The organism is Pseudomonas sp. 43mfcvi1.1 (assembly GCF_900115935.1).
In the GTDB taxonomy this organism is placed as follows: Bacteria; Pseudomonadota; Gammaproteobacteria; order Pseudomonadales; family Pseudomonadaceae; genus Aquipseudomonas; species Aquipseudomonas bijieensis.
The window spans coordinates 147,994-173,179 of sequence record NZ_UETT01000016.1; the positions used below are offsets into that span (position 1 = coordinate 147,994).

A 25,186-nucleotide genomic window follows, 5' to 3' on the forward strand; every position below is an offset into this window, starting at 1 on the left:
ACAATCTGTAAAGTCTGGAAACACACCGCTATTGAAACACCCCACGGACAGCACCACTCACCAAGGAATGTAATCGCACCATGAACCAGACTGCTCAAGCGCCCCACCACTTCACCAACTATCGCAAGGTCATTTCCCTCGCAGACCAGAACTGGCAGAGCACCGAGGCCGGAAAAGTCTCAGGGCTGAATGTCGAGGTCAAGACACCCAACGTGCTGGTCGACCAATACGGTCGCACCTTCCATCACTTCTGCACCACTTCCTACCTGGGCTTGGACTACCACCCCGCGTTGCTGGACGGCGCCATGACCACACTGTGGGAAACCGGAACCCTTCGGGTCGCCAACTCAAAGAATCGCTGCAAGCTGGCGATCCTGGACCAGTACGAAACCCAATTGTCGGAGCTGTTTGGCGCCAGTTGTCTCAGTGCCCTGTCGTGCAGCGCGGCGAGCGCTGGAATCCTGCCACTGCTGGCCAGCGGTGCGTTCACCAACAATTGTTCGCCCGTCATGGTGTTCGACAAACACGCCCATTACTCGATGAACCACAGCAAGGCCGCCTGCGCCGATGAAACCCAGGTCATCACCTGCCCCCACAACGACATGGATTTCATTGAAGACATGTGCAAACGCCAGCGCAGCGTGGCGTACGTGGCTGACGGCGCCTACAGCATGGGCGGGTTGGCGGACCTCGACAGCCTGATGTATCTCAAGCAACGCTACGGTCTGTTTCTCTATCTGGATGACTCCCACGCATTGTCCGCAGTCGGGGAGTCCGGCGCGGGCCTGGTCCGTTCGCGCGTCCCTGCCGTGGATGAACGCACCCTGATCGTGGCTTCCCTGGCCAAGTCATTTGGCGCCAGTGGCGGGCTGGTCATGTTTGGCAGTGAACGGCACAAGGCGCTGGTGCAGCGTTATGGTGGGCCGAGCAATTGGTCCCAGAGCCTGAACGCAGCAGCCATCGGCGCCGGCATGGCCTCGATCCGCCTGCACCGCAGCCGGGAATTCAGCACCTTGCAGGAGCGCTTACAGGCTAATATTCGCCTCTTCGACAGCCTCGTGCGTACCGAACAGCGCGGCAACCCCATGGCAATCCGTATGGTGCCTTGCGGTGAAGCGGCCCTGGCCAACAGCCTGGCGGTCGAACTGGCCGAACTGGGGTATTTCACCTCGGCGGTCTTTTTCCCCGTGGTGCCGCAAGGCAAGGCGGCTATTCGCATTACCCTGCGCGCCGACATGGAGCCGAACGTGATTCGCTCGTTTTGCGAAAAGATCACCGAACTGCTGCTGACCCACGGGCGTGACATCCGCCCTTGAGACAGGACGCTCGATGAAGAACCGTACAACCCTGATCGTCACCTGCACCACCGTCTTCCTGGCACAACTGGGCATGAGCATCTACTTGCCGGCCCTGCCCGATATAGCCCGGGACCTGGGCGCCGATGCGTCCCGGGTTTCCTGGGGTTTGTCGGTGTATCTGATTGGCATGGCGCTGCCCATGTTGCTGTGGGGCAGCCTGAGCCAACGCCTGGGGCGCAAGCCGGTCTTGCTGGCGGCCTTGGGGTTATACGGCCTGGGTAACCTGGCCCTTCCAATGGGCACAACCGTGGAGGCGTTCCTGACGCTCAGGTTGATCCAGGGCATCGGCGCCAGCGGTATCTCGGTGATGGCGCGAGTATTGATCCGTGACAGTTTCAGCGGCGACCTGTTGGCCAAGGCGCTGTCATGGATATCCATCGCCTTTGTGATTGCCCTCGGGATCGGCCAGTACCTGGGCTCGCTGATCCAGGCCGCTTTCGGTTGGGAAGCGATTTTCCAGGGCTTGGGCGCCGTCAGCCTGGCCATGGCGGCAGCGGTGTCCCGGGCTCGGTTCCCGGTGCTGGTAAACGCCAGCAACGGGCAATCGGCGTGGGGTATCTACGGGCAAATACTCCGACAGCGCGCGTTCCTGCTGCCGGCATTGGCCGGTGGGCTGGGTTACGGCGTGATCGTCGCCTTCAATACCGCAGCGCCGCTGATCCTGCAGGAAAGCTTCCACTGGTCGCCCATTGAATACGGCCTGCTGGGCTGGCCGGTCAGTGCGGCGTACTTGCTCGGGGCGCTGGCGGTGAACGCTTTTGTACTGCGTACCGGCCAACGACGAATGATGGGCTGGGGCATCGCGCTGGTGCTGGGCGGCAGCGCGACCATGCTGGCAGGCAGCCTTACCCTGGACAGCATCGCGTTGCTCTTCTGGCTGCCGTATTGTTTCGCGGTGTTTGGCCAGTCATTGACCTACCCCATCAGCCTGTCCCTGGCCAACGAAGGCTCACCGGTGGCCGGCGCCTATGCCATGGCGTTGAGCGGGTTTCTGCATCAACTGATGGCCTCGGTGATCGGCGCCATGGCCAGCCTGTCGTTGAGCCAACAGGCATGGCCGCTGGCGGCGTTGTGCGTACTGCTGGGGGCGGCGGCGATGCTCTGTGTGAGGTGCGTGCCGCCCCGGGCCGCTTAAAACGCGCTGCGGAAAATCTCTTCGATCTGCCGCTGGTCCGCCGCCCGTGGGTTGGTCAGGCCGCAGGCGTCTTTCAAGGCGTTGGCGGCCAGCACCGGTACGTCGTTGAGGCGTACGCCCAGGTCACGCAAACCGGCCGGAATGTCCACGTCATGAGCCAGGCTGCGGATCGCCGCAATGGCGTCCCGGGCCCCCTCTTCCGGGCTGGTTCCGTGTGTATCGACGCCCATGGCATGGGCCACGTCGGTCAGGCGAGCAGCGCATACCGAGGCGTTGAAACTCTGCACATGAGGCAACAGCACCGCGTTGCACACACCGTGAGGCAAGTCGTAGAAACCACCCAGTTGATGCGCCATGGCGTGGACGAAACCCAACGACGCATTGTTGAACGCCATCCCTGCGAGAAACTGCGCGTAGGCCATGTTCTCCCGGGCTGGCAGATCGCTGCCGTCGCGCACGGCCAGGCGCAGGTTGTTGCTGATCAAGGTGATGGCCTTCAGCGCACAGGCATCGGTAATCGGCGTGGCGGCGGTGGAGACATAAGCCTCGATCGCGTGGGTCAGCGCATCCATACCGGTGGCGGCCGTCAGGCCCTTGGGCATTGCCACCATCAACGCCGGATCATTGACCGACATCAGGGGGGTCACATTGCGATCGACAATTGCCATTTTCACGTGGCGCGTCTCGTCGGTGATGATGCAAAAACGGGTCATCTCGCTGGCGGTGCCTGCTGTGGTGTTGATGGCGATCAACGGCAATTGCGGTTTGCTCGAACGATCGACGCCTTCATAGTCACGAATCTGCCCGCCATTGGTGGCGCACAGGGCGATGCCCTTGGCACAGTCGTGGGGCGAACCGCCACCCAGGGACACGACGAAGTCGCACCGGCTCTCCTTCAGCAGCCCCAGCCCGAGTTCGACATTGGCAATGCTTGGGTTGGGCTTGGCACCGTCGAAAACCACCGAGTCGACATCCTGGAGTGCCAGCAGCTCAGCCACCTTGCTGGCGACACCGGCCTTGGCCAGCCCCGCGTCGGTTACGATCAGGGCCTTGCGAAAGCCGTAGTTGCGAATGGCGGTCATTGCTTCATCGAGGCAGCCCAGCCCCATGATGTTCACGGCGGGAATGAAAAAAGTGCTGCTCATGAGGTCATGCTCCAGGATAGAGGCCGGATCGGCGGGCCTACAGAATGACCCAGTAGTCATGACGTATCTTGATCTGGCTCAAGACTGGGTCGTGATAAAGTCGCGACCTGCCTTTGCCACGTTTTTGAGATGACCCTTGCGATGACCGATTTCCAGGAATACGACACCCGGCTCGAAGACTGGGAGGCCGTGCGCGCCGATACCGCCTTCAGCGGCCTGCTGGTGGGCAATGGAGCCAGCCGCGCGGTGTGGGACGATTTCGGCTATGACTCGCTGTTCGAAAATGCCCGCGTTGTCGAAGAAAAACCCCTGAGCCCGTCGGAGCTGAGCGTGTTCGACGCGATGCAAACCCGCAGTTTCGAACAGGTGCTCGGTGCGCTGAAAACCACCAGTCGGATCAACAAGGCCCTGGCCGTCAGCTCTGCCGCCCCGCGCAATCGCTACTACGCGATCAAGGAAGCGCTGATCAACACCGTGCATGCGGTGCATATCCCATGGCGCCTGGTGCAACCCTCGACCCTGGCGACGCTCAACCAGGAGCTGGGACGCTACCGCACGGTGTTCACCACCAACTACGACCTGCTCAACTACTGGGCGATCCAGCACGCGCCCGAGACCATCAGCGACCTGTTCCTGGGCGATGACCACAGTTTCGACCTGAGCCAGGCGACCACGGACAAACCGCGCCTGCTGTACTTGCACGGCGGCCTGCACCTGGTGCGTAACCAGGACGGCACGGCGCGCAAGCTCACCTCCACCGAAGGCACCTTGCTCGGCAGTTTCGCCATCAACAACACCCTCAAGACCCTCGACGACGTGCCGCTGTTCGTCAATGAAGGCCCCAGCAGCGACAAGCTCAAGACCATCCGCAGCAGCGACTACCTGTCGTTCTGCTATGAGCAGTTGCTGCAGCACGGCGACAACTTGTGTCTGTTCGGCCAGGCCCTGGGCGAGCAAGACCGGCATATTGTCCATGCCCTGCGCCTGGCCGCACCGAAAACCGTGGCGATTTCGATCTATCCCCGTAGCCAGGCGTTCATCCAGCATCAGAAGCGCCATTACGCCAAGGTGTTCCAGGGACTGGAGGTGCAATTGCGCTTCTTCGATGCCAAGAGCCACCCGCTGGGCGATCCGAAGCTGTCGGTGCCGGTGGAGGTTTAAAGGCAGGGTAACCCTGAGTGGCGAGGGGTTCACTTGTGGGAGCAAAGCTTGCTCGCGATGAACGATAACTCGGCTAGCCTGCACAATCGCAGCGCCTGCATCGCGGGCAAGCCTTGCTCCCACAGGTCCCCTCGCCACAGATCCTCTTATTACCGTCCTGTCAGAGCGCCACCACGGTCTTGTCCTTGATGACCGTCGTCGGTCCGTTGGCCTTGACGCTGGCGATGCCTTTGTCCCGGGCGGCGTCCGATGAATACGCCTCACTGCTGCCAATCACTTCGTGGTTGGCCGCCTTGAGGTTGAAGTACGGGTGGCCGTCCTTGGTGTTCTTGAGTTCATAGCGCTCGGCCAACGGACTGTTTTTCTGCACCGAAGCAATGCCACCATCGGCACCGCTGCGGGTGGTGTACAGCTCGCTGGTCAAAATGGTCTCGGCGTTGGCCGCCTTGAGCACAAACCGAAACTGGCCGCTGCTGCTTTTGCTGATTTCGTACCATCCGGACATGATTTTTCTCCTGGCAATGAAGACATGCCCCGAGAGTAAAGACCCGCTGCGCTTGTCCTGCCAGTGCGCTATGCAGCGTTTACAAAGTGATGGCCGTGCCCAGCAAAGTCAGGAACCCCGCCAGCCAGCTTGGATGCGCAGGCCAGGCCGGTGCGGTCGCCAGGTTGCCCTGGACATGGCCTTGGGTCACGGGAATGTCGATATAGGTCCCGCCCGCCAGCCGTACTTCCGGGGCACACGCGGGGTAGGCGCTGCATTCGCGCCCTTCGAGGATGCCCGCCGCCGCCAGCAGTTGCGCGCCATGGCATACGGCGGCGATTGGCTTGCCCGCCAGGTCGAAATCACGCACCAGTTGCAGGACGGTTTCATTCAGGCGCAGGTATTCCGGCGCGCGTCCACCCGGCACCAGCAATGCGTCGTAGTCGGTGGCCTGGACGTTGGCGAAGTCATGGTTGAGGGCGAACAAGTGCCCCGGTTTTTCACTGTAGGTCTGGTCACCTTCGAAATCATGGATCGCTGTGCGCACCGTCTGCCCCGCGGTTTTGTCCGGGCACACGGCATGCACGGTGTGGCCGACCATCTGCAAGGCCTGGAACGGCACCATGACTTCATAATCTTCGACGTAATCGCCGACCAGCATCAGGATTTTCTTGGCCGCCATGGGAAGGGCTCCTTTGGGAATGCGTGAGGGGTTAACGCATTAAAGGTAGACCGGCACGTCGGTAGATGAGGGATAAGCGGCGATTACCTGACGGGCTGCATACCGCAGGAGGCTGGATGCAACTTGTGGGAGCGAGCCTGCTCGCGATTCAGGCGGCGCGGTTTATCAGGCACACCGCGTCATCGTTCAATCGCGAGCAGGGGGTAATGTGTCAGTAGGTCAGGCGAGGTATCCATCCGCCCGCAACAGCGTTTCGAGGCAGTGCTCGGAGATGTGGTAGAAGGCCTTGAGCTCCTGGATCTTGGCCAGCAGCTCGGAGGGGTCCGCCGGTTCGGCGCGTTTGACGGCCAGAATCATCTTGTTCTTGTTGGTGTGCTCCAGGGAGATGAACTCGAAAACCTTGGTCTCGTAGCCGCAGGCTTCCAGGAACAGCGCCCGCAAACTGTCGGTAACCATTTCCGCCTGCTGGCCCAGGTGCAGGCCATATTGCAGCATCGGCTTGAGCAAGGCCGGGCTCTGAATCTGCAGGCGGATCTGCTTGTGGCAACACGGCGAGCACATGATGATCGAGGCGCCCGAACGAATGCCCATGTGGATCGCGTAATCAGTGGCGATATCACAGGCGTGCAAGGCGATCATCACATCCACCGCACTTGGCGCCACGCTGCGCACGTCACCGTGCTGGAAGCTCAGGCCAGGATGTTCCAGGCGCGCGGCGGCTTCGTTGCACAGCTTGACCATGTCTTCGCGCAACTCGACACCGGTCACCACGCCTTCGGCCTGCAAGGTGTTGCGCAAGTAATCATGGATGGCGAAGGTCAGGTAACCCTTGCCCGAACCGAAATCCGAGACCCGCACCGGTTTGTCCAGGGCCAGCGGCGAAGACGTCAGCGCATGGCTGAAGACCTCGATGAACTTGTTGATCTGCTTCCACTTGCGCGACATCGCCGGGATCAGCTCGTGCTTGTGGTTGGTCACGCCCAGGTCGGCCAAAAAAGGCCGGCTCAGGTCGAGGAAGCGGTTTTTCTCGCGATTGTGCTCGGCAGACGGCACTTCCCGTAGTTGCTGGGGCTTGCTCTTGAACAGCGAACTCTTGCCCTTTTTGCTGTATTCCAACTGCGCCTCGTCGGTGACCGCCAGCAAATGCGCGTTCTTGAACGACGCTGGCAACAGCGCGGCGATGGTGTCCACGCCTTCGGCCAGCGGGAAATTCTTGGTGATGTCGCGGGTCTTGTAGCGGTAGACGAAGGACAGGCACGGCTGGTCCTTGACCGTCAGTTGCTTGATGATCAGCCGCTGCAGGTCCGCTTCGTCGCCGACGTACTTGGCCAGAACCAGTTTGATGAAAGTGTTTTGCGCAAGGCTGGCGTTCAGCAGCTCGATGAACTGGGCGTGGTGATTCGGCGCGGAACGGGCGGGGGTTGCAGTGGCGGACATGAACAAGCGGCCTCGGGGCGGGCGAATCGGGAATGGCGGGTATTTTAGGGGGGATGGGCAGCGAGGGCACGGAAAAGTTCGTGTAGTGAGCAGTAGCCTCTGTGGGAGCAAGGCTTGCCCGCGATGAATACGCCGCGATAGTGCAGGCTCACCGCGTTATCGTTCATCGCGAGCAAGCTTTGCTCCCACAGGCTTTGCTCCCACAGGCTTGTGCTGGCGGGAAATTTTCAGCCCAGCACCACCAACCGATTCGGCAATTCATTGCGCTCCTGGGTCACCGGCACGTGCTCCTTGAGCAATTCGCCGCAGGCCTCGATACACGTCACGAAGCCCTGCAACGTCTGTCCCTGGCGGACCTGCTGGGTGAACGCCGCGACGATGGCGTCCCAGTTCTTGTTGTCGAGGCGCTTGGAAATACCTTCGTCCACCAGGATTTCCACATAGCGCTCGGCCTCGCAAACAAAGATCAGCATGCCTGTGCTGCCCACGGTGTGGTGCAGGTTCTGCTCGAGGAATTGCCGGCGCGCCAGGTTGGAGGCCCGCCAGTGACGCACGGAACGGGGGATCAGGTGCGTGGTGATCCTGGGGATGCGAAACACCAGGCACAGCACAATGAAACTGACCCACTGCACCAGCAACAGGCTGTGCATGGCCAGCCAGCCGGTGAGGTAATGGACCACGCCGGGCACCACCAGAGCCAACAGGCTGGCCCAAAGCAATGGGATGTAGGCGTAGTCGTCGGCGCGAGCGGCCAACACGGTGACCAGCTCGGCGTCGGTATCTCGCTCGACCCGGGCAATGGCTTCGGCGACCTTGCGTTGTTCGTGTTCAGTCAGTAATGCCATGGTCAAAAGTGCCTGCTCATTATTATTGTCACCAGCCGCCCGACGAACCGCCGCCCCCGAAACTGCCACCGCCACCACTGAAGCCCCCACCGCCTCCACCGCCGAAGCCTCCACCGCCTCCGCCCGAACGGCTGGAGCCACCGCTTCCGCTCGGCAGGATACCGAGCATCTGGCACACCAATATCGTCAAAATAAACAGGATCACCAGAAAGATGAACAGCCCCGGATGGCGCTCGACGAAATCACCCTGCTCCTGCTGCCCGTCCGCACTGTATGCCGGCGTCGGTTCATCCAGCGGACTGCCGCCCAACACCACCAGCATCGCCGCGACGCCATCACTGATGCCTTTGTTGAAATTGCCCGTCTTGAAGGCCGGGGTAATCACCTGGTTGATGATCACCGAACTCTGGGCGTCGGTCAGGCGATCCTCCAGACCGTAGCCCACTTCGATGCGCAGTTTACGGTCATCCCGGGCGACGATCAGCAGCGCGCCGTTGTTTTTGTCCTTCTGCCCGATGCCCCAGTGGCGTCCCAGTTGATAGCCGAAGTCTTCGATGCTGCTGCCTTGCAGGTCCGCCAGCGTGACCACTACCACTTGTTCACCAGTGGCCTGTTCATGGGCCTTGAGCTGCGCCTCCAGTTGCCCGCGCACCGACGGGTCAAGCATCTGGGCGGTGTCCACCACCCGCCCGGTCAGCGCCGGAAACTTCAATTCGGCCTGGGCCGTGACTGCAAACACCCAGAGCAACAGCACCAGGCCAATTTTCAACACTCGCATCGTAACTCCTGTGTGGGAGCGAGCGGGTGTGGGAGCTGAGCTTGCTCGCGACGAAGGCACCTCGGTCTTTCTAATGACCGCGTTATCGTTCATCGCGAGCAAGCTTTGCTCCCACAGGCTCGCTCCCACAGTTTTTTCAGAACTTCACCTCAGGCGCTTTCTCGGCATTGGGGCTGGTCGCCTCGAAGGTTTCGCGGATCGGCAAGTCGCTGTACATCACGCTGTGCCACAGGCGTCCCGGGAACGTGCGGATCTCGGTGTTGTACTTCTGCACCGCCAGGATAAAGTCGCGGCGGGCCACGGCGATGCGGTTCTCGGTGCCTTCGAGCTGCGATTGCAGGGCCAGAAAGTTCTGGTTGGCCTTGAGGTCCGGATAACGCTCGACCACCACCATCAGCCGGCTCAACGCACCGCTCAACTGGTCCTGGGCCTGCTGGAACTGCTTGAGCTTTTCCGGGTTGTCCAAGGTGCTGGCGTCCACCTGGATCGACGTGGCCTTGGCCCGCGCCTCAACCACCGCGGTCAGGGTGTCCTGTTCGTGCTGGGCATAGCCCTTGACGGTTTCCACCAGGTTGGGGATCAGGTCGGCGCGGCGCTGGTACTGGTTCTGCACTTGGCCCCAGGCGGCCTTGGCCTGTTCGTCCAGGGTCGGGATGTTATTGATGCCGCAACCGGCCAGCAGCGTGGTGAGCAGCATCAAGGCCAGCATCGGCAGGCTGCGAAGGTGGTTCAGTCGTGGATTCATGGGATGAAGCGCTCCCTGGCATGACATTGGAAAAACCCGGCACCTATCTCACTGGCGTCTGGGGCATAATCTGCGCCGCACTGGATTGAATCGGGTCGATGGGCTAAAAGATGCGCAGTGCGAAACTAAGTTCAGCCCAATGGGTTCGAAAGTGTGCTGCATTTAACTGAACAACAATAGCCGCTCCTCACATTTTGGCTGACCGGCGTGGCGTGATCCCCGCCCTTTAGGCTTGCGAGAAAACTATTCATGAAGAAGCTGTGTTTGCTGGGCCTGTTTGTCAGTCTGGCCAGTCAATCCGTATTTGCCGACAACCTGCCAGCCCCCATAGAGAACAAGGACGCGTTCATCAGTAACCTGATGAAGCAAATGACCCTCGAAGAGAAGATCGGCCAGTTGCGCCTGATCAGCATCGGCCCGGAAATGCCTCGGGAGATGATCCGCAAGGAAATCGCCGCCGGCAATATCGGTGGCACGTTCAACTCCATCACTCGCGATGAAAACCGTCCGATGCAGGACGCGGCCATGCGCAGCCGGTTGAAGATCCCGATGTTCTTCGCCTACGACGTGATCCACGGCCACCGCACCATTTTCCCGATCCCCCTGGCCCTGGCCTCGAGCTGGGACATGGACGCCATTTACCACTCCGGCCGCATCGCCGCCCAGGAAGCGGCGGCCGACAGCCTGGACATTACCTTCGCGCCGATGGTCGACATTTCCCGCGACCCGCGCTGGGGCCGGACGTCCGAAGGTTTCGGCGAGGACACCTACCTGGTGTCGCGCATCGCCGGGGTGATGGTCAAGGCGTTCCAGGGCAACGGCGCCAACGCGGCCGACAGCATCATGGCCAGCGTCAAGCACTTCGCCTTGTACGGCGCGGTGGAAGGCGGTCGGGACTACAACACCGTGGACATGAGCCCGGTGAAAATGTACCAGGACTACTTGCCCCCCTATCGTGCCGCCATCGACGCCGGAGCTGGCGGGGTGATGGTCGCGCTGAACTCCATCAACGGCGTGCCCGCCACCGCCAATACCTGGCTGATGCACGACCTGCTGCGCAAGGAGTGGGGCTTCAAGGGCCTGGCGGTCAGTGACCACGGCGCCATCTTCGAATTGATCAAGCACGGCGTCGCCAAGGACGGTCGCGAAGCGGCGAAGCTGGCGATAAAGGCTGGCATCGACATGAGCATGAACGACTCGCTCTACGGCAAGGAGCTACCGGGGCTGCTCAAGGCCGGTGAGATCGAGCAGAGCGACATCGACAACGCGGTACGGGAAGTGCTCGCGGCCAAATACGACATGGGTCTGTTCAAGGACCCGTACCTGCGCATCGGCAAGGCCGAGGATGACCCGGCCGACACCTACGCCGAAAGCCGCATGCACCGCTCCGATGCCCGTGACGTGGCGCGCCGCAGCCTGGTCCTGCTGGAAAACCGCAACCAGACCCTGCCCCTGAAGAAGACGGCGAAAATCGCCCTGGTCGGCCCGCTGGCCAAGGCACCGATCGACATGATGGGCAGTTGGGCCGCCGCCGGGCGTCCTGCGCAATCGGTCACCCTGTTCGATGGCATGACTCGCGCCCTGGGTGCTGAGTCGAAGCTGATCTATGCCCGTGGCGCCAACATCACCAGCGACAAGAAGGTGCTCGACTACCTGAACTTCCTCAACTTCGATGCCCCGGAAGTGGTGGACGACCCGCGCCCGGCCCAGGTGCTGATCGACGAAGCGGTAAAAGCCGCCAAGGATGCCGATGTGGTGGTGGCCGCCGTGGGTGAGTCCCGCGGCATGTCCCATGAGTCGTCGAGCCGTACCGAACTGAACATCCCGGCCAGCCAACGCGAATTGATCAAGGCCCTGAAGGCCACCGGCAAGCCGCTGGTACTGGTGCTGATGAATGGCCGTCCGCTGTCGTTGCTGGAAGAAAAACAGCAGGCCGATGCGATCCTGGAAACCTGGTTCAGCGGCACCGAAGGCGGCAACGCCATCGCCGACGTGCTGTTCGGCGACTACAACCCGTCGGGCAAGCTGCCGATTACCTTCCCTCGTTCGGTGGGGCAGATTCCGACCTACTACAACCACCTGAGCATCGGCCGGCCGTTCACGCCGGGCAAGCCGGGCAACTACACCTCGCAATATTTCGATGACACCACCGGCCCGCTCTATCCGTTCGGCTATGGCCTGAGCTACACCGAATTCAGCCTGTCGGACATGGCCCTGTCATCCACCACGCTGAACAAGACCGGCAAGCTCGACGCCAGCGTAACCCTGGAAAACACCGGCAAGCGTGACGGCGAAACCGTGGTGCAGCTGTACATCCAGGACGTGACCGGCTCGATCATCCGCCCGGTGAAGGAGCTGAAGAACTTCCGCAAGGTGATGCTCAAGGCCGGCGAGAAGAAAGTCATCCACTTCACCATCACCGAAGACGACTTGAAGTTCTTCAATGCCCAGCTCAAGTACGCGGCTGAGCCGGGCAAGTTCAACGTGCAGATCGGCCTGGACTCCCAGGACGTGAAGCAGCAGAGTTTTGAGTTGCTCTGACCCAATAACTGCAAAACCCTGTGGGAGCGAGCCTGCTCGCGATGAGGGCCTATCAGTCACAGCATCACTGACTGTCAGGTCGTTATCGCGAGCAGGCTCGCTCCCACATGGGTCTTCGGTGAACCTTACCCCCGCCGATCCAACAGATTCACCACCACCCGATCCACCAACCCCCACACCCGCTGCTTGAACCGCTTCCACAGCGGCCGGCGCTGCCAGGCGTCGAGGCTGACCTGCAGGCTCTGGGCGAAGTCCCGTTCGAAACTGGCCGCCACTGCGCCACTGAGCCTGGAATCCAAGGCTTCGAGGTTGGCTTCCAGATTGAAACGCAGGTTCCAGTGATCGAAATTGCAGGAGCCGATGCTGACCCAGTCGTCCACCAACACCATCTTCAGGTGCAGGAAACACGGCTGGTATTCGAAGATCTGTACGCCGGCCTTGAGCAATCGTGGGTAATAACGATGCCCGGCGTAGCGCACGGATGGGTGATCGGTACGCGGGCCGGTCAGCAGCAGGCGCACGTCGATACCCCGGGAGGCGGCCTTGCGCAAGGAACGGCGCACGTTCCAGGTCGGCAAGAAATACGGCGTCGCCATCCAGATGCGTTTCTGGCCGCTGTTCAGTGCCCGGGACAGCGATTGCAGGATGTCGCGATGCTGGCGGGCGTCGGCATACGCCACACGCCCCATGCCCTCGCCCACCGGAGGAACGCGCGGCAGGCGCGGCAAGCCGAAGTTGGACGCCGGTTTCCAGGCTCTCCGATGACGGTTGGCGAGCCACTGGCGGTCAAACAGCAATTGCCAGTCGAGCACCAGCGGACCGACGATTTCCACCATCACTTCGTGCCACTCACTGCGGTCGTCGAGGGGGTTCCAGAATTCATCGGTCACTCCGGTGCCACCGACCACGGCCAGGCGCTGGTCCACCAACAGCAGCTTGCGGTGATCCCGGTAGAGGTTGCGCACCCAACGGCGCCAGCTCAGCCGATTGTAGAAACGCAACTCCACTCCGGCCTCGGTCAGGCGCTTGCGCAGGGCCAGGGTAAACGCCAGGCTGCCGTAGTCATCGAACAGGCAACGCACGCGAACGCCACGTTCGGCGGCCTGGACCAGAGCCTGGACCATCGCTTCGGCGCAAGCGCCCGCTTCCACCAGGTACAGCTCCAGCTCGACCTGCTCCTGGGCACGGGCGATTTCCACCAGCATGCGCGGGAAGAACTGCGGGCCGTCGATCAACAGCTCGAAGCGATTGCCTTCACGCCAGGGGAATACCGGGCCGCTCATGTCAGCGCGCCGTGAAAATCAGCACCGCATTCACCGGCACCGAGAGGCTGATGGCCGACAACCCGGCCAGGTTTCGCAGTTTTTCCAGCCCCGGCGCCAGATCGAAATCCGCCGCGTTGAGCACCACCGGTTCCAGGGTCACCACTTGGAAGCGGCGTTCGTCCAGGCGCGTGGCCAGCAGTTCGACAGGGTACTCGTGCTGTTTGCCGTGCAGGTTCACCGTCAGCGGCAGGCGCAACTCCAACTGCGCGCCGCTGGCCAGGTCCTGGATCGGCATCAGGTCGATTTGTGCGGTGATGGTGGCTTCGGCAAATTGCTTGATCTCGAACAGCTCGGCGCGCATGCGCTCATCGCGCAGGGGGATGCCGCTGTTGACGGATTCCAGCTCCACTTCCAGGCGGGCCAGGCCGTTGGGCTGCACTTGGCCGTGAAGTACCAGGAAACGCTGGACCTCGGAGACATTGCCATTTTTGCTGCTGATAAACGACAGCCGCGAAGACTCGCCGTCCAGGTACCAGTCGGCCTGGGCCGGCAGCGCTACGCAGGCCAGCAGCAAGCTGGCGACAGCGTGAGGGAAAAACCGCTTGAACATACACACTCGCAGGGCACATAAACCTGTGGCGAACCTTAACCGGGCCGAGGGCACTTGCAAACTGTCTGTTTCAATAACTGCAAGAACACACAGAACCTGTGGTAAAGGGATTCGTTTGTGGGAGCAAGGCTTGCCCGCGATGGCGTTTTAGGAATCGCCATCGCGGGCAAGCCTTGCTCCCACAATAGGAACGGCGTCAGACCTTGCACCCAAAAGTTAGCTCAGAGTTCCAACCGACACCCCTGCCGCTTCCCCAGCCATTGCGCACTGTTGCTGCGCCCCAATCCACTGACGGTGACGCGCTTGGCTTCAACGGTTTCGAGAAAATCGCTGGTGGGCACTGACTGCTTCACATACCCCCGGCAATACTCGGCCGGTTGCTGCATCACATAGCGGCACGAGCAATATTCCTTGGCGGTGTAGGCACTGATGATGTCGGGAAAGGCCCGCAACGCCACCCGCTCGAGCCAGACCCAACCGAACAAGGCAATGAGCAGCACCGACAGCAGGCTAAGCAAGATTTTGCGCTTCATGGCTGCACCTTTGCGGCGAACGCCGCCATGGCGCGCTTGAGCAGTTCGTTATGGCGATAGCTACCGTCGCGGTCGTCGCCGTAACGCACGATCACCAGTTTGGCGCTGGGGATGATGTACAGCGCCTGGCCCCAATGGCCCAGCGCGGCGAAGGTGTCCGGCGGCGCGTCGGGCCAGGGGTGGATTGCCGGGTCGACAGCGCGGTTGAGCCACCAATGCCCGCCGGGCACGGCCTCGTCCTGGCCGGCCTGGAAGTGGACGAAAGGTTCACGATTGAACGCGACCCACTCCCTGGGGATCAGTTGCCGTTGGCCCCAGCGGCCGTCCCGCTGCATCAACAACCCGACACGCGCCAAGTCCCGCGCCGTGAGGTAGGCGTAGGACGATCCCACGAAGGTGCCGCTGGCATCGGTTTCCCAGGTGGCATGGCGGATGCCCAGGGGGTCGAACAAAGCCGTCCAGGGGTAGTCGGAGTAGCGCGCCGGGCCGACGATGTTTTTCAACGCGCCAGCCAGCAGGTTGCTGTCGCCGCTGGAATAACGGAACACCTGGCCTGGCGGACCGGCGCTTTCATGCTCCGCGGTGAATCCCGCCATGTCGCGCCGTCCACGGGTATACAGCATTGCCACCACCGAGGAGTTGAGTGGCGCGTATTCGTAGTCTTCCTGCCAGTCCAGGCCCGAGGCCCAATGGAAAAGATCGGCCAGGGTCAGCCCCGGGTGCCGGCTCAGGGGCGGGTAGTACTTGGCTGCCGGATCATCCAGGGCAAAGCGCTTTTCCCCGTAGGCGACGCCGAACACCGTCGCCAGCAGGCTTTTGCTGATGGACCAGGTCAGGTGCGGGGTCTGGGCAGTGGTTGGCCCGGCGTAGCGTTCGTAGACCAGCCGACCGTCCCGGATCACCAGCAGCGCGTCGGTGCGGATGCCTCGGCGGGTGACGTCGTCCCGGGGTGGGAAGGCATATTGCTCCAAGGCTTCGATGGCCGGCCCGGTAGGGGTCGGAGCGGTTGGCCACTGCTCGCTGGGCCAATCTTCGGCGTGAGCGCCCAAGGTGAGCAACAGGAGTGGGATCAGGAACCAGCCTTTGGACATGCTTGGGGCTCGCAGGATTGAACCTGATGAGCTTAGGCAGGCTTGATGACAGTTTGGATGTTTGTGCCGACAGTACCGACGCCATCGCGGGCAAGCCTTGCTCCCACAGGTCTACGACAGACTGTCATTTAACACTGAACCTGTGGGAGCAAGGCTTGCCCGCGATGAGGCTCGTCAAGCCAATGAATATTCCAGAGCCTTGGCCAACCGCTTGGCCCGCGCGCCCGCTGCCATCTCCATCACTGCCTTATCCCGCGTCCACATCTCGCACCACGTTGCAGGCCCGGCGGCCAGTGCGTCCTTCAGCTCGCCAGCGAGCCCGTCAAACTGGGCGAACAACCCACCCAGCAGCACATGCCCGGCAGCACTCGAAGGGTTGTGACGGCTCACCTCCGCGCAACCGGCCAGCAGCCCCAGCAGGCGCAATTGCAACGCCTGGGGCCAGGCACACTCTTGTCCGACGCCATACAACCAGGCGGTCATCGCGCTGAGCACATAAAGGTCTTCCAGGGTGCGGAACGGCTTGACGTAGGCATCCCAACCGTCGCCTGCCAGCAACTCGCACAGCGCGCCATCGAGCAGGACGCGGCCATGGCTGACGTCCGGCATCAGGGCAATGGCCGGGAGTTTTTCCAGGGTCACGCCAGGCTCACCGGGATAGACCACCGCCAGGTTCAGTCGCGGCGTTTCACCGGGCGCTTCGCAGCGGGCGGCAATCAGCAACCACTCGGCGGCGTCGCCGGCGGTGACGAAATCCTTGCGCCCGCTCAGGCGCAAATCACTGAGGCGGGTCTGCATGTCCGCCGGGCGCAAGCTGCGTTGTTCGGTGGCGCACAAGGCGCCGAGGCTCTGGGGCGCGCTGGGCCAAAGCACCCGCAGCGCCGCCTGGTACCCCACCAGGAACGCCAGCCCCGGTGTCGCCATCAACCGCGCCCCGGCCACGGCCAGTTCGAACGGCGTCACCGGCCCCAGGCGTTGCAACAAGGTCGCATAACCTTCGGCCAGGTCCGGATGGGCAGGCAGGCGCTCGCCGCGTTCGATCAGAGTGTGCCAGGGCATGGGGGACTCCTTGAGGGCTGTCATATAAGCATCACCAAAGCTTCATGGCGATGACACCGGGGCTACATAGCCTGACTTTGCACAACATGGCTGCATAAAGAAAGTCGACAGGCTGCAACTGAACAGCCCGCACGGAGATTCGCTATGACCCAGATCGCCCGCATCAGCGACACCGGCAATGAACGCCGCCTGCAAGCCGAACGCCTGATCGGCGCCCACGCCTTGCAAGAAGCCCAGGCCCTGCGCTTCAACGTCTTCAGTGGCGAATTCAACGCCAAGCTCAAAGGCGCGGAAAAGGGTCTGGACATGGATGACTATGATGTTCACTGCGCCCACATCGGCGTACGCGACCTGAACACCGGTCGCCTCGTGGCGACCACTCGCCTGCTCGACCACCAGGCCGCCAGCAGCCTGGGCCGGTTCTACAGCGAAGAAGAATTCAGCCTCCACGGCCTGGTCCATCTCAAGGGCCCGATCCTGGAAATCGGCCGTACCTGCGTCGACCCGGCCTACCGCAACGGCGGCACCATCGCCGTACTGTGGGGCGAACTGGCCGAGGTCCTGAACGAAGGCGGCTACAGCTACCTGATGGGTTGCGCGAGCATTCCGATGCAGGATGGTGGCGTCCAGGCCCAGGCGATCATGCAGCGCCTGCGCGAACGCTACCTGTGCACCGAGCACCTGCAAGCCGTACCGAAAAAACCGCTGCCGAGCCTGGACGTACCGTCCAACGTCATTGCCGAGATGCCGCCGCTGCTCAAGGCCTATATGCGCCTGGGCGCGAAGATTTGCGGCGAGCCATGCTGGGACGAGGATTTCCAGGTGGCCGACGTGTTCATCCTGCTCAAGCGCGACGAACTCTGCCCGCGCTACGCCCGCCACTTCAAGGCAGCGGTGTAATGAGCCGGTTGCGGGTGTACGCGCGTATCGCGCGAGTCTTGCTGGTGGTGACCCTGGGCCTGAGCATGGCCAGCGTGTTCGGCCTGTTCGAGCGCCTGGGGATTGCCAACTCCATGGTCCGTCGCCAGCGTTGGTCAAGGTTCTTCATGGCGCGACTGAGCCATGCCCTGCCCTTTTGCGTGACGGTCCACGGCGAACTGCCACAACGGCCGATGCTGTGGGTCAGTAACCATGTGTCCTGGACCGACATCCCGTTGCTGGGCATGCTCACACCGATGTCATTTCTGTCCAAGGCCGAAGTGCGCACCTGGCCGGTTGCCGGATGGCTGGCCGCCAAGGCCGGCAGCCTGTTTATCCGACGCGGTTCGGGTGACAGCCAATTGATCCGCAAGCAAATGAGCCGCCATCTGGAACAGGCCCATCCGCTGCTGATGTTCCCGGAAGGCACCACCACCGATGGTCGCTCCCTGCGCACCTTCCACGGTCGCTTGTTGTCGGCGGCCATCGATGCCGATGTCGCCTTGCAGCCTGTGGCGATCCGCTATGTGCGTAACGGTGAACCTGACGCGTTGGCACCGTTCATTGGCGATGATGATTTGCTGTCGCACCTGATGCGCCTGTTCGCCAATGATCGGGGCGAGGTGCACATCCATCTGCTGCAACCCATCGCCTGCCACGGCCAGGAGCGTGCGGCGCTGGCGTTCCAGGCGCAACAGGCGGTGCACAAGGCGTTGTTCGGGGCGATCCCGGAGAAGCAGCAAGCCCCGATGCGACCTGCCATTGCGGCCTGATCCGAGAACCTGTGGAAATCCCTTGTGGGAGCGGGCTTGCTCGCGATAGCGGCTTAACATTCAGCAGAGATGTTGACTGTACCAACACATCGCGAGCAGGCTCGCTCCCACATTTGATCTGCGGCGGCCATGAGATTCGGCCTGGCAAAAGTCCTGTGTGGGAGCGAGCCTGCTCGCGATAGCGGCATAACATTCAGCAGAGATGTTAACTGGACCAACGCCATCGCGAGCAGGCTCGCTCCCACAATTAGTCCTGCGGTGTGACTTGGTTTTGAGCAAAATCCTGAAGCTGTGGGTAGAACAACCGGAAATCCTCGCTCAACGGCTCATAGAGCCTGATCAACTCTTCCATCGCACCCGCCAGTTCCTCCGGCCGGGACAGACGCCGGGAAATCCCGCGCAGTACCTGCCCAAGCACCTCGAACTCCCGGTAAGACCCCAGCCAGTCATCCGCCGCCATATGCGGCGCGATGTGCGCCAAGCGCCCTGGTAGCTGCGGTTCGGTATTGAGTACCTGGTACACCCGGGCCGTGAAGTCCAGCAGCGGCCCTTCGCCGTACAACGTCCAGTCCCGGGCCAGGCAGTGATCGAAAAACACATCGAGCACGATCCCGGCATACCGCCTGCGCACCGTGGAAAAACGCGACAGGGCAATATCCACCAAGGGATGGCGGTCGGTGTACATGTCGATGCGCCGATGCAGGGCAATCGCCGCTTCGATCCGTGGATCGTAGAGCCCTTGCAGCGGCCCTTTGACGAAATCGCCGTAGAGGCTGCCGAGCAGTTGTTCCCGGCCAGGGCCGCCGAGATGCAGGTGCGCGAGATAGTTCATGGCCCGCAGCTTAGCACCCCCGCGCCCATATCGTTATAACCCGATATAGCGATTTGTTCGGTATTCAGATCAAATCCATATTGGTGTATCGCGAAATAACGATTTAAGGTTCGCTCCATCGCGATATAGCGTTTTACCCATACCGAGCTTGCCACCATGACCCTCGACCTCGACGAAATAATAAAAGCCCTGGCGCACCCAGTACGGCGAGACATCCTCAACTGGCTCAAGGACCCCAAGGTCCAGTTCCCCGACCAGTTGCACAACCACGAGTTCGGCATTTGCGCCGGGCAGATCGACCAGCGTTGCGGCCTGTCGCAATCCACGGTGTCTGCGCACTTGGCGGTATTGCAACGGGCGGGGCTGATCACCAGCCAGAAGGTCGGTCAATGGCACTTCTTCAAACGCAACGAGGAAGTGATCCAGCAGTTCCTCAAGCAAATGAGCCAAGAGCTCTGACCTGACAAGGACCCATCATGCCCCTCTCACTTCTCATCCTGGCCCTGAGCGCCTTCGCCATCGGCACCACCGAGTTCGTCATCATGGGCCTGTTGCCCGATGTCGCGGCCGACCTGGGCGTGTCGATTCCTGGCGCCGGCTGGCTGGTCACCGGCTACGCCCTGGGCGTGGCCATCGGTGCACCGTTCATGGCCCTGGCCACCGCGCGGCTGCCGCGCAAGGCCGCCCTGGTGGTGTTGATGGGGATCTTCATCATCGGTAACCTGCTTTGCGCGATTGCCAGCGACTACAACGTGCTGATGTTCGCCCGGGTCGTCACCGCCCTGTGCCACGGCGCGTTCTTCGGCATTGGTTCGGTAGTGGCCGCCGGCCTGGTGGCACCCAACAAGCGCGCCTCGGCCGTGGCCCTGATGTTCACCGGTCTGACCCTGGCCAACGTACTCGGCGTGCCGCTGGGCACCGCACTGGGCCAGGAAGCCGGCTGGCGTTCGACTTTCTGGGCGGTGACTGTCATTGGCGTGGTGGCGCTGATCGGCCTGATTCGCTTCCTGCCGGCCAAGCGCGATGAAGAAAAACTCGACATGCGCTCGGAACTGGTGGCGCTCAAGGGGGCCGGCCTGTGGCTGTCCCTGAGCATGACCGCGCTGTTCTCCGCCTCGGTGTTCACCCTGTTCACCTACGTCGCCCCGCTGCTGGGCGAAGTCACCGGCGTGTCGCCCCGTGGCGTGACCTGGACCCTGGTGCTGATCGGCCTGGGCCTGACCCTGGGCAACATCATCGGCGGCAAGCTGGCGGACAAGAGCCTGGCGAACACGCTGATGGGCGTCTTCATCACCATGGCCGTGGTGTCCACCGTGCTGAGCTGGACCAGCGTGGCGCTGATCCCCAGCGAAATCACCCTGTTCCTCTGGGCCACCGCCTGCTTCGCCGCCGTGCCGGCCCTGCAAGTCAACGTGGTGACCTTCGGCAAAGCCGCGCCCAACCTGGTGTCCACCTTGAACATCGGCGCCTTCAACATCGGCAACGCCCTGGGCGCCTGGGTTGGCGGCAGCGTCATCGACCACGGCCTGGGGCTGACCTCCGTGCCCCTGGCCGCCGGCGCGCTGGCTGTGTTGGCGCTGCTGATCACCCTGATCACTTTCCGCCAGGGCGGCAATGCCGACCTGGCCCCGGCAACTCACTGACTTTTAATCCTTCCACTTTCGAGGTTGTATTCCATGGCGACTATTTTCGACCCCATCAAACTCGGCGACATCGAGTTGAAGAACCGCATCATCATGGCCCCGCTCACCCGCTGCCGCGCCGACGCAGGTCGCGTGCCTAACGCGTTGATGGCCGAGTACTACGTGCAACGTGCCTCCGCTGGCCTGATCCTCAGCGAAGCGACCTCCGTCACCCCGATGGGCGTGGGCTACCCGGACACCCCGGGCATCTGGTCCAACGACCAGGTGCGCGGCTGGGCCAACGTCACCAAGGCGATCCACGGCGCCGGCGGCAAGATCTTCCTGCAACTGTGGCACGTGGGCCGGATCTCCCACCCGTCGTACCTGAACGGCGAAACCCCGGTGGCGCCTAGCGCGATCCAGCCCAAGGGCCACGTGAGCCTGGTCCGCCCCCTGGCCGACTACCCAACGCCGCGCGCGCTGGAAACCGCTGAGATCGCCGACATCGTCGACGCTTATCGTGTCGGTGCCGAGAACGCCAAGGCCGCCGGTTTCGACGGCGTGGAAATCCACGGCGCCAACGGCTATCTGCTCGACCAGTTCCTGCAAAGCAGCACCAACCAGCGCACCGACAACTACGGCGGCTCCCTGGAAAACCGTGCCCGCCTGCTGCTGGAAGTGACCGACGCGGCCATCGAAGTCTGGGGCGCCGGCCGGGTGGGCGTGCACCTGGCGCCACGCGCCGACTCCCATGACATGGGCGACGAGAACCGTCTGGAGACCTTCAGCTACGTGGCTCGCGAACTGGGCAAGCGTGGCATTGCCTTCATCTGCTCTCGCGAGAAGGAAGGCGAAGACAGCATTGGCCCACAACTCAAGCAAGCTTTCGGCGGCCCGTACATTGCCAACGAACGTTTCACCAAGGACAGCGCCAACGCCTGGCTGGCCGAGGGCAAGGCCGATGCCGTCGCCTTCGGTGTGCCGTTCATTGCCAACCCGGACCTGCCGGCGCGCTTGAAAGCCGATGCACCGCTGAACGAAGCGCATCCGGAGACCTTCTATGGTAAAGGTCCGATGGGTTACATCGATTATCCAATGATGTAAATCATAAAAAACAAAAGCCCTGCCTCGAAAGAGCCAGGGCTTTTTTATTTGCGCTAAATATCAAGTCAAATATCCAAACTTCTAAACCCCATCTAACTGCCCATATTATCGCCAATAACAAGACACAACGTCTTGCCACTTGCAGTCACTCTCTTTGAAAAGGATTTCAAATGAACGCTACCCCGGAAAACAGCCAACAGACCGACAATGGCATTTATGAACTCATCGCCTCTCAATTTAGCTGGGCACCGTTGTCAGTGTTGTATCAATTTCTCGAATCACTCGATACGCAAGAATATAGGTCGATGCTCACGGCGCTGATAGAGAAAGCCAACCTCAATGACAAGGTCAACCAGCAGGTTCAAGCCTGGGAACAGGAGCGCGTCAACCCAGGCCGCACCCGTCTCGTCGTAAAGTTGATCAACCACACCGACTTGGATTTTGAAATCGGCGAACACAACTTGCAGTTGAATGCGGACGAGCAACACCTCACACCGATTTTTCCCTGGGACATCCAGGCCCTGAAGTTCGACCTCGCTTATACTCGGCGCTTGGGCAGTCGCAATAAGGACATGTTCAAACACTTCATTGTGTTCGGCGATAAAGAATTTGGCTTTCGCTTTGACTTCGGTTTGCGGGTCAATACGTCTTTCGGTGTTATTTCACCGACACTGACACCCGTCCGGACCCACACACTGACTTCTATTGGAACAAGCCCGATCCAATGCACGACTCGAATCACCCGCACAGCAAGTGAAGAGCCCTATGGTTTTACTGTGGAACTCACGCTGAGCTGAACAATTCGACCTCGCCAAGGCAGTCTGGCGGGGCATCGGCCGATCCGGTCGATGCCCCTGCCAAGCGGATTCTTCCTGCACATTCCAGCCGCGCGAAACAAATTTCCTACAAAATTCGCCGCCGATTGCCTATCAACCGCGCCAGTGTCGGTTTATAAAAGCATCCTTACGCGCTCGTATTGACACAAACCGACGCAATTACGCATTTTGTTTCATTTGCGCAGGCTGGGGCTCAGGCGCAGCATGTCCAGCCCGATCTCCACCCAGCGCTCGGCCTCACCCGCCAGGGCGAAGCTGTCGGGGGCCAGCAGCCACTGGTACAAAATGCCATCGATGTAGGCATGAATGGCGACTGCGGCCCTTTCAGGGTCCAGATCATCCGGCAACTGGCCGCGTTTCATCGCGTTGCGTAACGACAACGCAATACGCACATTGCAGTCGAGGCTGACCTCGCGCCGCTGCTGGCGCAGATCGCACATTTCATCGGTGAATTCACACTTATGGAACAGAATCTCATTAATGCGGCGGGTTTTCGGGTCCAGGGCCACCTGCTGGAACAACTGGACCAGCAGTTTGCGAATACAGCCCAGCGGATCAAGCTCCTCTTCACTCTCACTGGCACGGGCCAACTCGTCGAGCGGCTCGTGCAGGGTGTCGAGCATGGCCTGGAGCAGGTCTGCCTTGTTACTGAAATGCCAATAGATGGCACCCCGCGTCACACCCGCCAGTGTCGCGATGTCGGCCAGGGTCGTACGCGCCACGCCACGCTCGAAAAAGGCCTTTTCGGCCGCTTCGAGGATCTGGCTGCGAGTCTCCTGGGCTTCCTCTTTGGTACGACGGACCATGGCAGTAAACACCTCAATCAGGATGCGGTCAGCAATGCGTAAGAATCAGCTGAACAAAATATGAGGCGACGTCTCTTTGGAACGCGTCCCCGATCTACGCTGGCCTTTGTCAGGCTTTTGTAAATCCGGATGTTACGCAATCTGGCTGTTTACAAACAACCGTGTACGTAAGTATATTTCTTAGCATCCTACTAATTGAAAAAATGCTCCTTTTTTACCCTTCCACCTTTCGAGTGCGCCAGTTACGCGCCTGGACCCGAGGATTTCCATGCAATTCAAGCCAGCTGTTACTGCTCTGGTCACTGCCATCGCCCTGGCATCGCTGCTCAGCGGATGCAAAAAGGAAGAGGCTGCACCCGCTCCTCCCCCTCCTCAGGTCGGCGTCGTAACCCTCAAGACCCAGCCCTTCACCCTGACCTCGGAGCTTCCGGGGCGCACCAGCGCATTCCGTGTCGCCGAAGTTCGCCCACAGGTCAACGGCATCATCCTCAAGCGCCTGTTCAAAGAAGGCGCTGACGTCAAGGCCGGCCAGCAGCTGTATCAGATCGACCCGGCCGTCTATGAAGCGACCCTCAAGAGCGCCGAGGCCAACCTGCGCTCCACCAAGTCGATTGCCGACCGCTACAAGCAACTGGTGGATGAACAGGCGGTGAGCCGTCAGGAATACGACACCGCCGTGGCCAATCGCCTGGAGTCGGAGGCCAACCTGCAGACTGCCCAGATCAACGTGCGCTACACCAAGGTCTATGCACCGATTTCCGGTCGCATCGGCCGCTCCTCGGTCACCGAGGGAGCATTGGTGAGCAACGGCCAGGCCGACGCGCTGGCGACCATCCAGCAACTGGACCCGATCTATGTCGACGTGACGCAGAGCTCGGTCGAACTGCTGCAACTTCGCCGCGAACTGGAAAGCGGCCGCTTGCAAAAGGCCGGCGAAAACGCCGCCATGGTCAAACTGACCCTGGAAGACGGCAGCCTGTATCCACACGAAGGCAAGCTGGAGTTCTCCGAAGTGTCGGTCGACCAGACCACCGGTTCCGTGACCTTGCGCGCCGTGTTCCCCAACCCTGACCACACCCTGTTGCCGGGCATGTTCGTCCACGCGCAATTGCAAGCTGGTGTGAACAGCGCGGCGATCCTGGCACCACAGCAAGGCGTGACCCGCGACCTGAAGGGTACGCCGACCGCCCTGGTCGTTGGCGCTGACAACAAGGTCGAACTGCGTCAGCTCAAGGCCAGCCGCACCGTCGGCAGCCAATGGCTGATCGAAGACGGGCTCAAGGCCGGCGATCGCCTGATCACCGAAGGGTTGCAGTTCGTACGCCCTGGCGTGGAAGTCAAAGCCACCGAAGCCACCAACGTTGGCACCAAGAACCCGGTCCCCGCACAGGCAGCTGATAAAGCCGCCGGCGGCAAAGGGGAGTAA

General features: G+C 61.5%; 25 protein-coding genes. 11 read left to right on the forward strand and 14 right to left on the reverse strand.

What is annotated here, in order from left to right:
* Positions 1 to 80: 80 nt before the first annotated feature.
* Both DTP52_RS26040 and DTP52_RS26045 read left to right on the forward strand, forming a co-directional pair.
* Positions 81 to 1,316, forward strand: coding sequence for an aminotransferase class I/II-fold pyridoxal phosphate-dependent enzyme (locus DTP52_RS26040; RefSeq protein WP_109755921.1), 1,236 nt, complete (start codon positions 81 to 83; stop codon positions 1,314 to 1,316).
* Positions 1,317 to 1,329: 13 nt separating this feature from the next.
* The gene (locus DTP52_RS26045; RefSeq protein ID WP_109755922.1) at positions 1,330 to 2,493 is read left to right on the forward strand and encodes an MFS transporter; all 1,164 of its coding nucleotides are present in this window, start codon (positions 1,330 to 1,332) and stop codon (positions 2,491 to 2,493) included.
* Here the strand turns inward: DTP52_RS26045 and yiaY are convergent.
* Positions 2,490 to 3,638 carry an L-threonine dehydrogenase gene (gene yiaY / locus DTP52_RS26050; RefSeq protein WP_109755923.1) on the reverse strand — a complete coding sequence of 383 codons (1,149 nt, stop codon included), beginning with the start codon at positions 3,636 to 3,638 and terminating at the stop codon, positions 2,490 to 2,492. The two genes, DTP52_RS26045 and yiaY, sit on opposite strands and share 4 nt — an antisense overlap.
* A 141-nt stretch (positions 3,639 to 3,779) precedes the next feature.
* Between yiaY and DTP52_RS26055 the strand changes: the two genes are divergently transcribed.
* Positions 3,780 to 4,799 carry a DUF4917 family protein gene (locus DTP52_RS26055; protein WP_109755924.1) on the forward strand — a complete coding sequence of 340 codons (1,020 nt, stop codon included), beginning with the start codon at positions 3,780 to 3,782 and terminating at the stop codon, positions 4,797 to 4,799.
* Positions 4,800 to 4,959: 160 nt separating this feature from the next.
* On the opposite strand, the gene DTP52_RS26060 is transcribed toward DTP52_RS26055, so the two are convergent.
* The 6 genes from DTP52_RS26060 to DTP52_RS26085 form a co-directional block, all read right to left on the reverse strand.
* Positions 4,960 to 5,304, reverse strand: coding sequence for a YegP family protein (locus tag DTP52_RS26060; protein ID WP_109755925.1), 345 nt, complete (start codon positions 5,302 to 5,304; stop codon positions 4,960 to 4,962).
* A 79-nt stretch (positions 5,305 to 5,383) separates the two neighbouring features.
* Entirely contained in the window at positions 5,384 to 5,965 is a 582-nt protein-coding gene (locus DTP52_RS26065; protein WP_109755926.1) for a DJ-1/PfpI family protein, read from the reverse strand.
* A gap of 219 nt (positions 5,966 to 6,184) precedes the next feature.
* Positions 6,185 to 7,402 carry an SAM-dependent methyltransferase gene (locus DTP52_RS26070; protein WP_109755927.1) on the reverse strand — a complete coding sequence of 406 codons (1,218 nt, stop codon included), beginning with the start codon at positions 7,400 to 7,402 and terminating at the stop codon, positions 6,185 to 6,187.
* Positions 7,403 to 7,629: 227 nt separating this feature from the next.
* Entirely contained in the window at positions 7,630 to 8,247 is a 618-nt protein-coding gene (locus DTP52_RS26075) for a TPM domain-containing protein (RefSeq protein ID WP_109755928.1), read from the reverse strand.
* Between the two features lie 28 nt (positions 8,248 to 8,275).
* The gene (locus DTP52_RS26080) at positions 8,276 to 9,025 is read right to left on the reverse strand and encodes a YgcG family protein (RefSeq protein WP_109755929.1); all 750 of its coding nucleotides are present in this window, start codon (positions 9,023 to 9,025) and stop codon (positions 8,276 to 8,278) included.
* 136 nt (positions 9,026 to 9,161) lie between these two features.
* Complete coding sequence (locus DTP52_RS26085; RefSeq protein WP_109755930.1) at positions 9,162 to 9,770, reverse strand: LemA family protein; 609 nt, start codon at positions 9,768 to 9,770, stop codon at positions 9,162 to 9,164.
* A 249-nt stretch (positions 9,771 to 10,019) separates the two neighbouring features.
* On the opposite strand from DTP52_RS26085, the gene bglX reads away from it, so the two are divergent.
* Complete coding sequence (gene bglX / locus DTP52_RS26090; RefSeq protein ID WP_109755931.1) at positions 10,020 to 12,311, forward strand: beta-glucosidase BglX; 2,292 nt, start codon at positions 10,020 to 10,022, stop codon at positions 12,309 to 12,311.
* 125 nt (positions 12,312 to 12,436) lie between these two features.
* Here bglX and DTP52_RS26095 read toward each other — a convergent pair whose 3' ends face one another.
* The 5 genes from DTP52_RS26095 to DTP52_RS26115 form a co-directional block, all read right to left on the reverse strand.
* Positions 12,437 to 13,594 (reverse strand): phosphatidylserine/phosphatidylglycerophosphate/cardiolipin synthase family protein, encoded by a 1,158-nt coding sequence (locus tag DTP52_RS26095; RefSeq protein ID WP_109755932.1) that lies wholly within the window; start codon positions 13,592 to 13,594, stop codon positions 12,437 to 12,439.
* A gap of 1 nt (position 13,595) precedes the next feature.
* The gene (locus DTP52_RS26100) at positions 13,596 to 14,186 is read right to left on the reverse strand and encodes a YceI family protein (protein ID WP_109755933.1); all 591 of its coding nucleotides are present in this window, start codon (positions 14,184 to 14,186) and stop codon (positions 13,596 to 13,598) included.
* A gap of 221 nt (positions 14,187 to 14,407) precedes the next feature.
* The gene (locus DTP52_RS26105; RefSeq protein ID WP_109755934.1) at positions 14,408 to 14,719 is read right to left on the reverse strand and encodes an amidase; all 312 of its coding nucleotides are present in this window, start codon (positions 14,717 to 14,719) and stop codon (positions 14,408 to 14,410) included.
* A complete protein-coding gene (locus tag DTP52_RS26110; protein WP_109755935.1) occupies positions 14,716 to 15,810 on the reverse strand; it encodes a serine hydrolase in 1,095 nt (364 codons plus the stop codon). Before DTP52_RS26110 ends, DTP52_RS26105 begins: the two co-directional genes overlap by 4 nt.
* A 174-nt stretch (positions 15,811 to 15,984) precedes the next feature.
* A complete protein-coding gene (locus DTP52_RS26115) occupies positions 15,985 to 16,869 on the reverse strand; it encodes an acyl-CoA dehydrogenase (RefSeq protein WP_109755936.1) in 885 nt (294 codons plus the stop codon).
* 144 nt (positions 16,870 to 17,013) lie between these two features.
* Here DTP52_RS26115 and olsB point away from each other — a divergent pair, with 144 nt between their 5' ends.
* Together olsB and DTP52_RS26125 are read left to right on the forward strand one after the other, a co-directional pair.
* Positions 17,014 to 17,769 carry an L-ornithine N(alpha)-acyltransferase gene (gene olsB / locus DTP52_RS26120; protein ID WP_109755937.1) on the forward strand — a complete coding sequence of 252 codons (756 nt, stop codon included), beginning with the start codon at positions 17,014 to 17,016 and terminating at the stop codon, positions 17,767 to 17,769.
* A complete protein-coding gene (locus DTP52_RS26125; protein WP_109755938.1) occupies positions 17,769 to 18,560 on the forward strand; it encodes a lysophospholipid acyltransferase family protein in 792 nt (263 codons plus the stop codon). Before olsB ends, DTP52_RS26125 begins: the two co-directional genes overlap by 1 nt.
* Positions 18,561 to 18,807: 247 nt before the next feature.
* Here DTP52_RS26125 and DTP52_RS26135 read toward each other — a convergent pair whose 3' ends face one another.
* The gene (locus DTP52_RS26135) at positions 18,808 to 19,392 is read right to left on the reverse strand and encodes an ACP phosphodiesterase (RefSeq protein ID WP_109755940.1); all 585 of its coding nucleotides are present in this window, start codon (positions 19,390 to 19,392) and stop codon (positions 18,808 to 18,810) included.
* A gap of 156 nt (positions 19,393 to 19,548) precedes the next feature.
* Here DTP52_RS26135 and DTP52_RS26140 point away from each other — a divergent pair, with 156 nt between their 5' ends.
* From DTP52_RS26140 to DTP52_RS26155, 4 genes are all read left to right on the forward strand, one after another.
* Positions 19,549 to 19,851 (forward strand): helix-turn-helix transcriptional regulator, encoded by a 303-nt coding sequence (locus DTP52_RS26140; protein ID WP_053119236.1) that lies wholly within the window; start codon positions 19,549 to 19,551, stop codon positions 19,849 to 19,851.
* A gap of 17 nt (positions 19,852 to 19,868) precedes the next feature.
* Positions 19,869 to 21,035 (forward strand): MFS transporter, encoded by a 1,167-nt coding sequence (locus DTP52_RS26145; RefSeq protein ID WP_109755941.1) that lies wholly within the window; start codon positions 19,869 to 19,871, stop codon positions 21,033 to 21,035.
* 33 nt (positions 21,036 to 21,068) lie between these two features.
* Positions 21,069 to 22,118 carry an alkene reductase gene (locus DTP52_RS26150; protein ID WP_109755942.1) on the forward strand — a complete coding sequence of 350 codons (1,050 nt, stop codon included), beginning with the start codon at positions 21,069 to 21,071 and terminating at the stop codon, positions 22,116 to 22,118.
* 170 nt (positions 22,119 to 22,288) lie between these two features.
* On the forward strand, positions 22,289 to 22,915 hold the full coding sequence (locus tag DTP52_RS26155; protein WP_109755943.1) for a hypothetical protein: 627 nt from the start codon (positions 22,289 to 22,291) through the stop codon (positions 22,913 to 22,915).
* Positions 22,916 to 23,127: 212 nt separating this feature from the next.
* Here DTP52_RS26155 and DTP52_RS26160 read toward each other — a convergent pair whose 3' ends face one another.
* Positions 23,128 to 23,760, reverse strand: coding sequence for a TetR family transcriptional regulator (locus DTP52_RS26160; protein ID WP_109755944.1), 633 nt, complete (start codon positions 23,758 to 23,760; stop codon positions 23,128 to 23,130).
* Between the two features lie 268 nt (positions 23,761 to 24,028).
* Here DTP52_RS26160 and DTP52_RS26165 point away from each other — a divergent pair, with 268 nt between their 5' ends.
* Positions 24,029 to 25,186: an efflux RND transporter periplasmic adaptor subunit gene (locus tag DTP52_RS26165; RefSeq protein ID WP_109755945.1), complete on the forward strand. Its 1,158-nt coding sequence runs from the start codon at positions 24,029 to 24,031 to the stop codon at positions 25,184 to 25,186.